This window comes from Nonlabens sp., from assembly GCF_018401815.1.
In the GTDB taxonomy this organism is placed as follows: domain Bacteria; phylum Bacteroidota; class Bacteroidia; order Flavobacteriales; family Flavobacteriaceae; genus Nonlabens.
Genome location: NZ_JAGYKG010000003.1, coordinates 261,769 through 275,884, shown reverse-complemented (window position 1 = coordinate 275,884; position 14,116 = coordinate 261,769). Strand labels below are relative to the sequence as shown.

Annotated in this window: 10 protein-coding genes and 1 pseudogene; 4 read left to right on the top strand and 7 right to left on the bottom strand. The window is 38.3% G+C overall.

Features of this window, described 5'->3' with window-relative positions:
- Window positions 1–417: 417 nt before the first annotated feature.
- Complete coding sequence (locus KG732_RS07845) at window positions 418–1,572, bottom strand: VWA domain-containing protein (RefSeq protein WP_213522191.1); 1,155 nt, start codon at window positions 1,570–1,572, stop codon at window positions 418–420.
- A gap of 204 nt (window positions 1,573–1,776) precedes the next feature.
- Here KG732_RS07845 and KG732_RS07840 point away from each other — a divergent pair, with 204 nt between their 5' ends.
- Together KG732_RS07840 and KG732_RS07835 are read left to right on the top strand one after the other, a co-directional pair.
- Window positions 1,777–2,316 carry an inorganic diphosphatase gene (locus KG732_RS07840; protein WP_213522189.1) on the top strand — a complete coding sequence of 180 codons (540 nt, stop codon included), beginning with the start codon at window positions 1,777–1,779 and terminating at the stop codon, window positions 2,314–2,316.
- A 231-nt stretch (window positions 2,317–2,547) separates the two neighbouring features.
- Window positions 2,548–3,255 (top strand): hypothetical protein, encoded by a 708-nt coding sequence (locus tag KG732_RS07835; RefSeq protein ID WP_292901553.1) that lies wholly within the window; start codon window positions 2,548–2,550, stop codon window positions 3,253–3,255.
- Window positions 3,256–3,260: 5 nt separating this feature from the next.
- On the opposite strand, the gene KG732_RS07830 is transcribed toward KG732_RS07835, so the two are convergent.
- Complete coding sequence (locus tag KG732_RS07830) at window positions 3,261–3,461, bottom strand: helix-turn-helix transcriptional regulator (RefSeq protein WP_213522187.1); 201 nt, start codon at window positions 3,459–3,461, stop codon at window positions 3,261–3,263.
- Window positions 3,461–3,913 (bottom strand): hypothetical protein, encoded by a 453-nt coding sequence (locus tag KG732_RS07825; protein WP_213522185.1) that lies wholly within the window; start codon window positions 3,911–3,913, stop codon window positions 3,461–3,463. Before KG732_RS07825 ends, KG732_RS07830 begins: the two co-directional genes overlap by 1 nt.
- 988 nt (window positions 3,914–4,901) lie before the next feature.
- On the opposite strand from KG732_RS07825, the gene uvrA reads away from it, so the two are divergent.
- The gene (uvrA, locus tag KG732_RS07820; protein ID WP_213522183.1) at window positions 4,902–7,733 is read left to right on the top strand and encodes an excinuclease ABC subunit UvrA; all 2,832 of its coding nucleotides are present in this window, start codon (window positions 4,902–4,904) and stop codon (window positions 7,731–7,733) included.
- Between the two features lie 118 nt (window positions 7,734–7,851).
- On the opposite strand, the gene KG732_RS07815 is transcribed toward uvrA, so the two are convergent.
- The gene (locus KG732_RS07815; RefSeq protein WP_213522181.1) at window positions 7,852–9,237 is read right to left on the bottom strand and encodes an AAA family ATPase; all 1,386 of its coding nucleotides are present in this window, start codon (window positions 9,235–9,237) and stop codon (window positions 7,852–7,854) included.
- Between the two features lie 69 nt (window positions 9,238–9,306).
- Here KG732_RS07815 and KG732_RS07810 point away from each other — a divergent pair.
- A pseudogene (locus KG732_RS07810) lies at window positions 9,307–9,735 on the top strand (excinuclease ABC subunit UvrA); the annotation flags it as partial.
- Between the two features lie 169 nt (window positions 9,736–9,904).
- On the opposite strand, the gene KG732_RS07805 reads toward KG732_RS07810, so the two are convergent.
- From KG732_RS07805 to KG732_RS07795, 3 genes are all read right to left on the bottom strand, one after another.
- The gene (locus KG732_RS07805) at window positions 9,905–10,150 is read right to left on the bottom strand and encodes a hypothetical protein (protein WP_213522179.1); all 246 of its coding nucleotides are present in this window, start codon (window positions 10,148–10,150) and stop codon (window positions 9,905–9,907) included.
- Window positions 10,151–10,473: 323 nt separating this feature from the next.
- The gene (gene yidC, locus KG732_RS07800) at window positions 10,474–12,285 is read right to left on the bottom strand and encodes a membrane protein insertase YidC (RefSeq protein ID WP_213522177.1); all 1,812 of its coding nucleotides are present in this window, start codon (window positions 12,283–12,285) and stop codon (window positions 10,474–10,476) included.
- Window positions 12,286–12,368: 83 nt separating this feature from the next.
- A complete protein-coding gene (locus KG732_RS07795; RefSeq protein WP_213522175.1) occupies window positions 12,369–13,985 on the bottom strand; it encodes a CTP synthase in 1,617 nt (538 codons plus the stop codon).
- Window positions 13,986–14,116: the final 131 nt, after the last annotated feature.

The following is a 14,116-nucleotide window of genomic DNA, read 5'->3' as shown; positions in this document are numbered from 1 at the left end:
CACTTTACAAAAATCCCTGTGATGAAGTATTCTTAGTGAAGAGTAGCACATTCTAAATTAAAATCCCACACCGTTAAATCATAGGAATCGATTTGACTTTTTATCAGGTTGGATATGGACAACTATCAACTTACCCTTTTGTACCGAAACTGGTGCGGGATGGAGTAATTTTAATCCAGCTAATGGAGCTATACGGCGTCATAAATTGTGCTGCTGAATCATAACAGGATGCGGCGATCAGAGATGCTGTACGTATTAGAGGTAACAAGGGGAATGATTTTTTCTAAAGAAAGACACTGGGTTGGACCTCAACAGTAAAGGTATTTAAAAGACCCTTTTGGCATCTATTATGCAACCTCAGCTTACTCTGATGGTGCCTATAGATTTACCAATTACTGCAGCTTTTACTATAAGGGATTACTTGAGACGTTTTTTTCTATTCGCTTCATAATCACTAAAGATCATCTCGCCCAGTCCTTGCAGTCCTGTAAAAAATGCTTTTCCTTGATTAGCTTCTGTAAACTGATCAATAAAACGTTGCAAGTAAGGGTCGTTTGCAATCATAAAGGTGGTAATAGGAATATGCAACCTTCTCGCTTGTGCGGCCATGGTATAGCATTTCTCGACAATGTATTCGTCCAGACCGTTGGAATTTTTATAATAGGTACCATCTTTTAATCGCAAGCAACTAGGCTTGCCGTCTGTAATCATAAAGATCTGTTTGTTGGTATTGCGCTTTCTTCTCAAGATGTCCATAGCTAGTTGTAATCCTGCCACAGTGTTGGTATGATAAGGACCTACCTTAAGGTAAGGAAGATCGGCTATTTTAATGGGCCAAGAATCATTACCAAAAACAATGATGTCTAAAGTGTCCTTTGGATACCGAGTAGTAATTAACTCTGCCAGAGCCATGGCTACTTTTTTTGCTGGAGTGATGCGATCTTCTCCATAAAGAATCATGGAATGAGAAATATCGATCATCAATACCGTACTCATTTGTGCTTTAAACTGAGAATCTTCTACTACGAGATCCTCTTCAGTCAGGTTAAAATTGCCCATCCCATGATTGATATGAGCGTTGCGCAGGCTCTCAGTCATGGAAATGCGATCCAATCCATCACCAAATCTATAAGGTCGGTAATCACCGCTGTGCTCATCTCCCTGACCTAATTTTCCTGTTTTATGATTGCCACTAGCGCCCTTACGCATGTTCCCAAAAATTTGGTCCAGTGCATGTTTGCGTAGCAACTGTTCTGTTTTGGCAGTTATGGAAAAACGTCCTGGTCGATCCCCATCCCCTTCTTCTCCAGTTTCTTGACTCTCGTCATTTGGATCCAACTCCTCTTGAATATAACCACGCGCTTTCAAGTCCTCGATAAAGTCTTCGATCGTATAGGCTGCCGTGGTAAGCTTGTATTCTTTATCTAATTCTCGCAACCAATCTATAGCCTCATCAAAGTCTCCAGAGGTATGCGTGATCAATTCTTTAAAAATATCAAAAAGCTTGTTAAAAGGATCCTTCTCCTCTGCAGTATACAACTCAAACTTAAAACCTACTCTTTCTTGTGCCATAGTTTAAAAATAATTGACAAAAAGGGAACATGAAGAGTTCTAACACGCATTTAACATGGGTTTATGCTTAAAAGAGGTGTCGCAACCCTTATCGTAACTTGAGACCAAATAAATAAGTTAGGCATTTGCCGTAAGTTAATGCTATTTCGCTTTCGCGAAAGCTCAATACCTCCTATTTTTGCAGCCGTTTAAAAAAACAATACAATGACGAAACACGCTTGGCACGACGTAAGTTATGGAGCAGATGCACCAGGACATGTAATAGGAATTATAGAGATCCCAAAAAACACCAGAGCAAAATACGAGCTGGACAAAGAATCTGGAATGCTTATCTTAGATCGTGTGATCTACTCTTCCATGTATTATCCCACTAATTATGGTTTTATTCCGCAAACCTATTGTGATGATAATGACCCGTTGGACATCTTAGTTCTTTCTCAAATTGAGATCGTACCAATGTGTCTTGTTAAAGCAAAAGTAATAGGGGTCATGCAGATGCTAGACGGTGGAGAAATGGATGACAAAATCATTGCTGTTGCCGCAAACGATATGTCTGTAGCTCATTTTAATGACGTAAGCGAACTGCCAGAATTTTGGAAAAAAGAAATGCGTAATTTCTTCCAAGATTATAAAAAACTAGAAAACAAAACGGTAGAGGTGGAAGAATTTCAAGGTCGTGAAAAAGCGCTAAAAATTGTAAATCAATCCATTATTGATTACCAAGAAAAGTTTGGAACCAAGTAATACCGCAGCTTTACTCCTTTATACAATCCCTAAACATCTAAACGTTTAAGGGATTTATTTTTTGCGCCAACTGCTGCTTCCCAAGCAGTTCATTTTTAGACGGCTGCAGTGCGGCATTCATGGGTAGTGGTATATTTATGGAATAGATAGGTAGTTGATCCCACTCTATTTGGAATATGCCATGTTCCTCCTAAAGGTTATCTTTGCCTATCATCTACTAATCCTAAACAGTTGAAAAAGACATTTCGTTATTTATTAAAAGGTATTTTAGCTTTTGTGGCGTTCCTTCTTGTCACCTTTATAGTTTTAAAACTGGTATATAACGACGATATTCCAAAAGGAATTCCGGGTACCCCAGCAGATGAGATGGCTTTTAAACTATTAGACGCCATTCATCACAAAGAGTTTACTGAAGCTAAGGAAATTCACTGGACCTTTAGAGGTGATCATAGGTATGAATGGAAACTCCAACAAAATATGGTAGCTGTCTACTGGGAGGATTATCGCGTTCTCTACCAAACGCAGTACCCTGAAATAAGTTTTGCTTTTAAAAATGGAAAACGACTAGAAGGAGAAGAACAACAGGCAGCTATAGACGATGCGGCATTTCATTTTAATAATGATAGTTTTTGGGTGGTGGCGCCTCATAAAATATTTGATATAGGAACTACTAGAGAACTGGTTGAAGAAAATGGCAAGCAAAAACTATTGGTAACCTACCATTCTGGAGGCACTACCCCAGGAGACAGTTACCTATGGGAAGTAGATGAGAATTACCAGCCCATTGCCTTTAAAATGTGGGTGCGTATTATTCCGTTAGATGGAATAGAAGTAACATGGTCCAATTGGGAGATGACCGCTGGAGGATTTCCGCTTTCGCGAAAGCGCAGCCTATTCGGAATAGAAGTTCCAGTTACAGATTTAAAGGTAATTCCTTAATCCCGTTACTCTTTTTCGTCCAACTCAAAAATATCCTCTACTGCAACTTTAAATAAACGCGCAATTTTTAAAGCCAGTAGCGTAGAAGGAACGTATCTATTTTTTTCAATAGAATTAATGGTTTGTCTAGAGACGCCAATGGCCTCAGACAGGTCTGCTTGCGTCATTTTGTGGATGGCGCGCTGCACGTTTACCGTATTTTTCATTACAGCTGCCTTTTAAAAATCTGGAAATACATCAAGTAATAAAACAAGAACGAAGACATGATAAAAAAGATGCTTTGATCTTGTTCCCATTCTAGAGGCAATCTACCCGCGAGAGCATCTAAAACCATAGCTGCAAGCGGCATGAGCAATACCATCGCCGTGCCCAATACAAAAGCAAAGGAAAAGGCGCGATAGCGCAACTCATTAATGCGCTCGTCTTCATCTTTGTCTTTAGTAATCACGATCATAAATAAACCTATCAATAGGGCATGCATGAATAACTGCTTATAAAATGCTGCTTGTGAACTGTCCAAAATTTTAACTGATATCAGTGCTGCTACTGCAGAGATGGCAATTGCCCATCCGATCCATTTCAACTGATAAGAAATAAGGGGAAAAGTGCCGCCTTTCTTTTCAAATTCACAGAAATTCTTTAAAAAATTAGATCTCATAACGTAAAGTATTTTTATTATTAAGACAAATATACTTTACTTTTAGATAAGTAAGCTTGTTATTTATGAAAAAAATAAGTTGGTTATCATTTGATTTTGAAGTTGAACATAGGAGCTTGTTCCCATAGGTTTTGTAATCAGGCGCAAACACCCATTGTTCTTACTTCGACAAGCTCAGCACAGGGCGGACATGATGCATTCCTTTCGTTGCACTGGTGGGATGTGAGAAGGGAAAGCCTAGTCAAAAAACTCTCGGGAAATGCAAAGGATTCCGCATCAAGTGCAGAAAATAATTTCAAAAGCTACAATTATAGACTACTGCCCACTGCCTAATGGAATGGAACCTGCCTACTGAAAACTGAGACTGAGACTGATTCTGCATCAAGTGAGGAAAATAATTTCAAAAGCTACAATTATAGCCTACTGCCTACTCCAATTGCTGAGCTTGCTCACAAATCAACCTGCCTACTAAAAACTGAGACTGAGACTGATTCCGCATCAAGTGAGGAAAATAATTTCAAAAGCTACAATTATAGCATACTGCCCACTGCCTACTGGAATGCAACCTGCCTACTGAAAACTGAGACTGAGACTGATTCTGCATCAAGTGCGGAAAATAATTTCCAAAGCTACAATTATAGCATACTGCCCACTGCCTACTGGAATGCAACCTGCCTACTGAAAACTGAGACTGAGACTGATTCCGCATCAAGTGAGGAAAATAATTTCAAAAGCTACAATTATAGACTACTGCCTACTCCAATTGGTGAGCTTGCTCGCAAATCAACCTGCCTACTACCTACTGAAAACTGAGACTGAGACTGAGACTCAAAACCGAGACTGATTCCAGCAAGCCCCATTGTTCTTACTTCGACAAGAGATGGGTGTTATTTTGCTGTTACATTCCAAAACGCTCTACTAGATTTTAAGGTAGCTTTAAATAAAATATAGTGCTTAAATAGGTAACTTCGCGCTCTTGTAAAAAACTATGGCATATTCTGACGAAATCATCGAGGTAAAAGGCGCACGTGTTCATAATCTTAAGAACATTGATGTAAACATACCCCGAGAACAACTGGTCGTTATTACGGGTCTTTCTGGCTCTGGTAAATCATCACTTGCTTTTGATACCATTTATGCTGAAGGGCAACGTCGCTATATTGAAACATTTAGTGCTTATGCCCGACAGTTCCTAGGCGGGATGGAGCGTCCAGATGTGGATAAAATAGACGGACTTTCTCCTGTGATTGCCATAGAGCAAAAAACTACGAGTAAGAGTCCGCGGAGTACCGTAGGAACTATTACAGAGATTTATGATTTTCTAAGGTTGCTTTACGCCCGTGCCAGCGATGCCTATTCTTACAACACGGGTAAGAAAATGGTAAGCTATAGTGATGAGCAAATACGCGATCTTATTATTGAAGAATACGAGGGTCAGCGCATCACTATTTTGGCGCCTGTGATACGTGGCAGAAAAGGTCATTACCGAGAGCTCTTTGAACAAATTGCCAAACAAGGTTTTATTAAAGTACGTGTGGATAACGTGATTCTAGACCTTATGAAAGGTATGAAGCTAGATCGCTACAAGGTCCACGACATTGAAATCGTCATCGACAGGTTAGAAGTAGGCGGTACTGAACAAGATATCAAAAGACTGGATGAGTCTATAAAAACGGCTATGTATCACGGTAACGACATCACGATGATTGTTCCTCAGGGTGAGAAAGAGGGTCGTTTTTTCTCTCGTACGTTAATGTGCCCAGAAACCGGAATCTCCTATCCTGAACCAGAACCTAATAACTTCTCCTTTAACAGCCCTAAAGGGGCTTGTCCTAAGTGTAATGGTATAGGATCCTTGTACCAAGTCAACGAAAACAAAATCATTCCTGACCGCAGTCTTTCAATTGCCAAAGGTGGTCTGGCACCTTATCCTGACAATAAGAAAAATTGGATTTATCAGCAACTGGAATTGATCGCACAAAAGTTTGATTTTAAACTGACAGATGCCTTAGAAAAAGTTCCTGACGCAGCTATTGAAATGATTTTGTACGGAGGTAAAGAAAGCTTGGAGTTGGACAGTAAGAACCTAGGTGTTAAACGCAATTACAAAATAGACTTTGAGGGATTGGCCGTTTTTATAGAGCAAACCTATAAGAATAACGACAGTACCAGTCTTCAACGTTGGGCAAAAGAATTTATGGATAACGTCACCTGTTCAGATTGTGAGGGGTCGAGATTGCGCAAAGAGTCGCTTTATTTCCTTGTCAACGAAAAAAATATTGCGGAACTAGCCAATATGGACATCGTAGCGCTGGTAGACTGGTTTGATCAGTTAAACGCGACGCTTTCGCGAAAGCAAGAACAAATAGCTACAGAGTTATTAAAAGAAATAAGAGAACGATTACAGTTCTTACTGGATGTAGGTTTGGATTATTTATCTATCAACCGAAGTGCTCCATCGCTGTCTGGTGGTGAAGCACAGCGCATACGACTTGCCACACAAATAGGCTCGCAACTCGTGGGCGTGCTGTATATACTGGATGAGCCAAGTATAGGCTTGCACCAAAGAGACAATGAAAAACTGATCAACTCACTTATCTCTTTGCGGGATACCGGTAATTCTGTCATTGTTGTAGAGCACGATAAAGACATGATACTGCGCGCAGATCACGTCATCGATATCGGACCTCGAGCTGGAAAATACGGTGGTGAAATCATTAGTGAAGGTACACCCGAAGAACTATTAAAACACGATACACTTACCGCTCAATACCTGAACGGTAAAAGAGGAATTGCAGTTCCTAAGACACGTCGTAAAGGAAATGGAATGTACATATCCTTAAAAGGCTGTACGGGAAACAATTTAAAAGACGTTTCTATAGACCTTCCCTTAGGACAAATGATAGGAATTACAGGGGTTTCTGGAAGTGGTAAATCTACTTTAATCAACGAGACGCTCTACCCTATTATGAATGCGCATTTCTTTAATGGAGTAAAGATCCCCATGCCGTATAAAAGCATCAAAGGACTGGACAATTGTGATAAAGTCATAGATATCAATCAAAGTCCTATAGGTAGAACGCCCAGATCCAATCCCGCCACTTATACCAAAACTTTTGACGAGATTAGATCCCTTTTTGCCAAAACCCCTGAAGCATTGATACGAGGCTATAAGCCAGGTCGCTTTAGTTTTAATGTTACCGGTGGGCGTTGTGAAACTTGTAAAGGTGGCGGACTTAGAGTTATAGAAATGAATTTTCTACCTGATGTTTATGTGACTTGTGAAACCTGTCAAGGGAAACGATTCAACAGAGAAACGCTAGAGATACGTTATAAAGGAAAATCCATAAGCGATGTCCTCAACATGACCATCAATGAAGCTACAGATTTCTTTGAAGCGATCCCAAAGATTTATCGGAAACTCAAAACCATTAAAGACGTTGGACTGGGTTATATTACTTTAGGACAACAATCTACCACACTTTCTGGGGGAGAAGCACAACGCATCAAACTAGCCAGCGAACTTTCTAAAAGAGATACTGGAAATACATTCTATATATTAGATGAACCTACCACTGGACTTCATTTTGAAGATGTACGAGTGCTTATGGATGTCTTGAATCAGCTAGTAGATAAAGGAAATACCGTTCTGGTCATTGAACACCATATGGACGTTATCAAAATAGCCGACTATATAATAGACGTAGGCCCAGAAGGTGGGCGTGGCGGAGGAACTATAGTTGCCAAAGGAACCCCAGAACAAGTTGCAAAGCATAAAACGAGTCATACGGCTAGGTTCTTGAAGAAGGAGCTTAGCTAAATAGGTGATTTTTAATCTAAACAGTTATAAAAAAAAGAATGAAATGAACTCCAAAGAAATTAGACTACACCTATTTTCTTATCTTCTAGCTTCACTTTGCTCAAAACATATTTTGGTATTATTCTTCGAGGTTTTGTTGCGAAACTATCTCTATTAAGTAAGCCATATAGGACTCTATTAAAGTAGTTAAATAGTATGGTAGATTCATTAAGTAAAAAGATTTACCACTGATTGTTTTATGTTCTTCTATGCTAAATTTCCCCCCATAAACACGTATGGCATATGGATGTGAAGACCTGTCTACAAATTGATGTAATGAGCGTAGTTTCCCTACTTTTCCTGATTTAATTTCGATAGGAAATACGATGCCTTTATAATTATAAATTAAATCTACTTCTGCGGAAGATTGAGCTTTTTCTCTTACCCAAAAATTTGGCTTTCTATTTTTATAGGTATTTAAAGATATCATTTCTTGTGTGATGAGGTGAGGTATAATTGCTCCTTTATACATATCACTTAAGTCATCAAAAGCTAGCATATCGGCTTGTATGTTGAGCTCATAATTTACAAGTCCTGTATCAAGAAATTGCAATCGAGGTGATTTTTTAAAATCTGATAGTATTGGTGGAGTTACGTTAGTAGAGGGATAAATAAGCTGCATCACTTTAGCGTCCTCTAGATTACGTAATGCTTCACCAACTTCTCTCGACCTGTAATTAGAATTACCAAAATTTTGAAACTTGATGCGTTGATCTACATAAGAGCTAGCCGTGGACATGATGTGATTGATTACTCGTGCCTCTGTTTTATTACTAGCATATTTCTCGACATCATTTTTATAGGTCTCCCATATATTTTCATAAACTAAAGCGAGGTCTGAAATACTTTCTGTATGGATATAAGTTGTTACCACTTCTGGCATTCCTCCTATTATCGCATATTCATTAAATAATTTGAGTAATGTGGAATGAGCATATTCCTCAACAGGTATTACATTTAATGAAGTTACAGCTCCAGTATGCGATTTTGCATTCAAATACTCCACAAAATTAAAAGGATGTAGGTACAAATACTGAACTCGACCTACAGGAAAACTTTTGACATTTTTCATTACATGCTCCAATAAAGACCCAGCTGCTATGACATGTAACTCTGGAACATCTTCGTAAAAATAACGTAGTAAGGAAATGGCATCAACCGATTCTTGAATTTCATCTATAAACAAAAGCGTTTCTTTTTTTTTATCAAATGAAATACGATACTTAGTAAACAATGCATTGATAATAGTTTCCACGTCATTAAAAGTTTCAAAAAAATAGACATCTTCTTTTCTCTCCAAATTCAAATGAATTGTATTTGAGAAACTATTAGAGAACTGTTTGACTAATGTTGTCTTTCCTACTTGTCTTGCTCCTCTTAAAATTAATGGTTTACGATTTTCGTTCTTTTTCCAGATGTTTAAATCGGTTAATAAATTTCTTTTAAAATTACTTTCAACACCCATAACTTAAAATGTTATATTATAAGGGTAAATATAAATCAATTTTGTATCATTATAAGGGTTATTTAATATAAAATTTATAAGAAACTGTTTTATGTTCCACCTAAAACCATAAAAGACGTTGGACTGGGTTATATTACTTTAGGACAACAATCTACCACACTTTCTGGGGGAGAAGCACAACGCATCAAACTAGCCAGCGAACTTTCTAAAAGGGATACTGGAAACACATTCTATATATTAGATGAGCCTACCACTGGACTTCATTTTGAAGAGGTACGAGTGCTTATGGATGTCTTGAATCAGCTAGTAGATAAAGGAACTACCGTTCTGGTCATTGAACACCATATGGACGTTATCAAAATAGCCGACTATATAATAGACGTAGGCCCAGAAGGTGGGCGTGGCGGAGGAACTATAGTTGCCAAAGGAACCCCAGAACAAGTTGCAAAGCATAAAACGAGTCATACGGCTAGGTTCTTGAAGAAGGAATTGAAGTAACTAGGCAGTTTTGAATCAGTAGGCAGTATTTTAGTAGGCAGCTGGTAGTAACTATTTTTTATTATTTGAAAGCTATTTGAATTTGACAAGCCAACTATTTGTGTTGGCATTATCTAAATAGGTTCGGGAAGTTTGTAATTAAATGTTTTTTAAAATAAAGCTATTTTTTTTACCTAAATGGTTTTGAATTTTTAATCTTGGTGATTACGGCTTCATCTGTGCAAAGGTTTTTAAGTTTAAATTCAATTTCTTTAACATATTCTGTTGAGGCAAGTTTACCTTTAAGCAGCTTTAGCTCGTAAATTAATTCATCCATTACTCCCATGATTTTTTGATTTTCAAGAGTTTTCTCTTCTGGTGTTCCCATACGTTGAAGGTGATCCACATCTCCACCAACTTTTAAATATGATTCCATATGATGATTAGTTATTTTCATATTATTGCTCTCAGTCCATTAATCGATCAACGAGCTGTATGAATCCATTACTCTTTTTAATTAATGATCTGTATCATAACTAGTATAATTTTACCTATTTTTTTAGTCTTCGACATCTAATATTTTTAAAAACTCCAAGCTGCAACTTTTCCTGTTTTAAAATAGAATATCAACTCAACTTTAATCAATCTCCATTCTATTACTCTACGGTTTTCCTTAATTTAAATGTACTTTTAATTTTAAACCAAAAAAAATCCCCAATCAAAAGATTGAGGATTTAAGAATGTTAATCAAGAAAAATATTACTTGAGTTTCTTTTTATCTTCTTGTTGCGCTTGCGCTTGCTCCATGATTTGAGACATTTTACTTGCAAAACGACTTTTCTTTTTCTTAGGCTTGGCTTTTGCTTTTTCAATTTTAGCAAGAACCTTATCCTTATCAATAATCACATGCTTGATTACTAACATAATCCCTATGGTAATTAAGTTAGAGACAAAATAGTAAAGTGATAATCCACTAGCGTAGTTGTTAAAGAACACTAGCATGAACAATGGAGATAAATACATGATAAACTTCATGTTAGGCATTCCAGGTTGCTGAGTTGCTTGCATGCTCTGACCTGTAGTCATTTGCATATAAAAGAATATGGAGATCGATGCTAAAATAGGGAACAAACTAACGTGATCTCCGTAAAAAGGAACTTTGAATGGCAATGTAACAACTTCATCATAACTGGATAAATCGTCTGCCCAAAGGAAGCTTTTTTGTCGCAGCTCAAATGCGGTCGGGAAAAATTTAAACAGCGCAAAGAAAACGGGCATTTGTAACAACGCCGGCAAACAACCACTCAGCGGACTCGCGCCTGCCTCATTTTGAACCTTCATGGTTTCCTGCTGCTTTTTCATGGCATTATCCTTATACTTCTCTGAAATCTTATTCAGTTCAGGTCGCAGGATCTTCATTTTGGCTTGAGTCAAGTAACTCTTATACAACACAGGAGACAATACCAGTCTCACACAAATGGTCAACAGAATGATCGCAATCCCATACGGAATGCCCAATCCTTTTTCTGGACTACTTAGTAACGTAAATAAAGGTCTGATCGCCCATTCATTAATCACTCCAAAAATCCCCCAACCTAAATCTACTACCTCATCAAGGTTGCGCCCATATCCATCCAGAATATCGTAATCGGTGGGTCCAAAATACCAATCCATGTTGTAAGCCAACTCGCCGCCATTGTACTCCAACTGCAATTTAGAAGTGAATCTTTTAGTCAACTCGTTTTGTTGGTCATTTGCAGAAAAATTGTTGTAGGACTGCAATACGCCACTTTTAAAAGGAGTATCTGTCAATAAAATCGAAGAGAAAAAATGTTCTTTATACGCGATATAGGTAATACGCTCTGCTTCTTCTTCGGCGGTTTCTCCTTGACCGGTATAGTCATCACTTCCGTCGTCGTATTCAAATTTGATTTCGGTGTAACGGCTTTCGTTATCCATACCTTTAGAACGGCGGTATGCTTGTAATTCCCAAGTCAATGCTACTTCTTCCGAGGTATTTGCAGCTTGAGCAAGTCCTTGCGAACGAATATTGAAGTCCACCATATAATCGTCGGGCTTCAACTCATAACGAAATTCAATAGTACCTCCATTTCCAACATCTGCTTTAAGACTTAGGACGTCATTATCCCCATTTTGAGAAATCACAGGAGTAAAAATCAAGTCTTGTGTATGCAGTTGACGACCATCCTTAGTCATCAATTCCAGATCAAACTTATGGTCGCCTCCTTTTACTAAATAAACGGGTAGCGAATCATAGGTCTTAAAGTTTTTTAACAAAGCCTCGTTGATCAGTGCGCCTTTTGTATTGATTTTAAAATCTACAAGGTTGTTGTTAAATTCGATAACCTCACCTTCTGATGCAACTGGAGTCGCTGGAAGCTCATTTTGAATTACTGATGTAGACGGGGTTTCAGCTGCTATTTCTGTAGCTGGTGTAGGTTCTTCAACTTGCTTCTTCTCTGCTTGGTTTCTGAAAAGCATAAATGCCACTATAGCAAATATAAGTGCTAATCCTAGCATGCTTTTCCAGTCCGTCTTTTTCTCTTCCATACTTTTGCCCTGTCAGGCGATTAATTTAATAGTGTAACTGTAGTTTGTAATTTTCTCGCTTTCGCGAAAGCGGAAAAACTCACTTATTTTTTATTTTTTTTATAGGCTGCTGCAGCCTTTACAAATGAAGTAAACAACGGATGTGGTGCGGCCACCGTACTTTTATATTCTGGATGGTACTGCACTCCAATAAACCAAGGATGATCTTCCACCTCTATAGTTTCAACAAGATTGGATTTAGGATTGACACCTGTGGTCATTAAACCTGCTTGTTCGAGTTGCTCACGGTATTCATTATTGTACTCATAGCGATGCCTGTGACGCTCACTTATTGCGTTACTGCCATATATTTCTCTGATCTTCCCTCCTGAAAGTTGGCAATCCCAAGCACCCAAACGCATCGTTCCACCCATGTCGAGAATAGTTTTCTGGTCTTCCATCAAGGAAATAACTGGATTACTTGTGTTCTCATCCATCTCTATAGAATTGGCATCCTGAATACCTAAAACGTTGCGAGCGTATTCAATTACCGCCATTTGCATTCCTAAACAAATACCAAAAAATGGTAGTTGGTGCTCTCTAGCGTAACGTACCGCTTCTATCTTACCTTCCACCCCTCGTTCCCCAAAGCCTGGTGCCACGAGAACAGCATCAAGATGAGATAATTTTTTTGCTACATTTTTAACTTCTAAATATTCACTGTGTATGGATTCAATATTAACTTTTACTTCATTAGCTGCTCCTGCGTGAATAAATGCTTCCAATATGGATTTATAAGAGTCTTGCAACTCTACATACTTTCCAATTAATCCAATGGTCACGGTACTCTTAGGGTTTTTATGTCTCTGGACAAATTCATTCCAGCTTCTTAAGTCAGGTTGGTCCTTTGTCTCAATTTTAAGATTTTTAATCACCACACGATCAAGTCCTTCCAATAACATTTTATTAGGAACATCATAGATGGTCTCCACATCAATAGACTGAATCACCGCTTCCTGTTTTACATTACAAAAACGCGCCAGCTTGGTACGTATCTCATCAGAAAGCTCGTATTCTGTGCGACACACCAAAATATCCGCCTGTACTCCACTTTCCATAAGTGTTTTCACACTGTGCTGAGTAGGCTTTGTTTTTAACTCTGCTGCTGCTCTCAAATAAGGGATCAAGGTCAAGTGAATCACTAAGGAATTGTGTTCACCAAGCTCCCATTGCAGCTGTCGTACACTTTCTATGTAAGGAAGGGACTCAATATCACCTACTGTTCCACCTATCTCTGTGATGACCACATCATAGTCTCCAGACTTTCCTAGTAATTGAATTCGTTCTTTGATTTCATCCGTAATATGAGGAATGACCTGCACGGTTTTACCCAAAAACTCGCCACGTCTTTCTTTATTGATGACACTTTGATAGATTCTACCCGTAGTGACATTATTGGATTGAGAAGTAGTTACATTGAGGAAACGCTCGTAATGACCTAGGTCAAGATCTGTTTCAGCACCATCTTCTGTGACATAACACTCACCATGCTCGTAAGGATTCAGTGTTCCTGGATCGACATTTATGTACGGATCAAGCTTTTGAATAGTCACTCTTAAACCTCTGGCTTGCAGTAATTTTGCTAGAGAAGCGGCGACAATTCCCTTTCCTAAAGAAGAAGTTACCCCACCGGTTACAAATATGTACTTTGCATGTGCCATAGTTCTGTTTTAACAATTTTAAAAACAGATGCAAAAATAGGTGTTTTGTCTAAGAGAAACGAGAACTTTTAACCTAAAAAAGAAATGCTTAGAGGCATAAAAGCCAGTACGTAGGTACTGGCTTTTATAAT

Coding starts and splice junctions, on each gene's coding strand:
- KG732_RS07845 (WP_213522191.1), bottom strand. CDS start 1,572: ATGGCACAAGAAAGAGTAGGTTTTAAGTTTGAGTTGTATACTGCAGAG.
- KG732_RS07830 (WP_213522187.1), bottom strand. CDS start 3,461: ATGAAAAATACGGTAAACGTGCAGCGCGCCATCCACAAAATGACGCAA.
- KG732_RS07815 (WP_213522181.1), bottom strand. CDS start 9,237: ATGGGTGTTGAAAGTAATTTTAAAAGAAATTTATTAACCGATTTAAAC.
- KG732_RS07825 (WP_213522185.1), bottom strand. CDS start 3,913: ATGAGATCTAATTTTTTAAAGAATTTCTGTGAATTTGAAAAGAAAGGC.
- yidC (WP_213522177.1), bottom strand. CDS start 12,285: ATGGAAGAGAAAAAGACGGACTGGAAAAGCATGCTAGGATTAGCACTT.
- KG732_RS07805 (WP_213522179.1), bottom strand. CDS start 10,150: ATGGAATCATATTTAAAAGTTGGTGGAGATGTGGATCACCTTCAACGT.
- uvrA (WP_213522183.1), top strand. CDS start 4,902: ATGGCATATTCTGACGAAATCATCGAGGTAAAAGGCGCACGTGTTCAT.
- KG732_RS07795 (WP_213522175.1), bottom strand. CDS start 13,985: ATGGCACATGCAAAGTACATATTTGTAACCGGTGGGGTAACTTCTTCT.
- KG732_RS07840 (WP_213522189.1), top strand. CDS start 1,777: ATGACGAAACACGCTTGGCACGACGTAAGTTATGGAGCAGATGCACCA.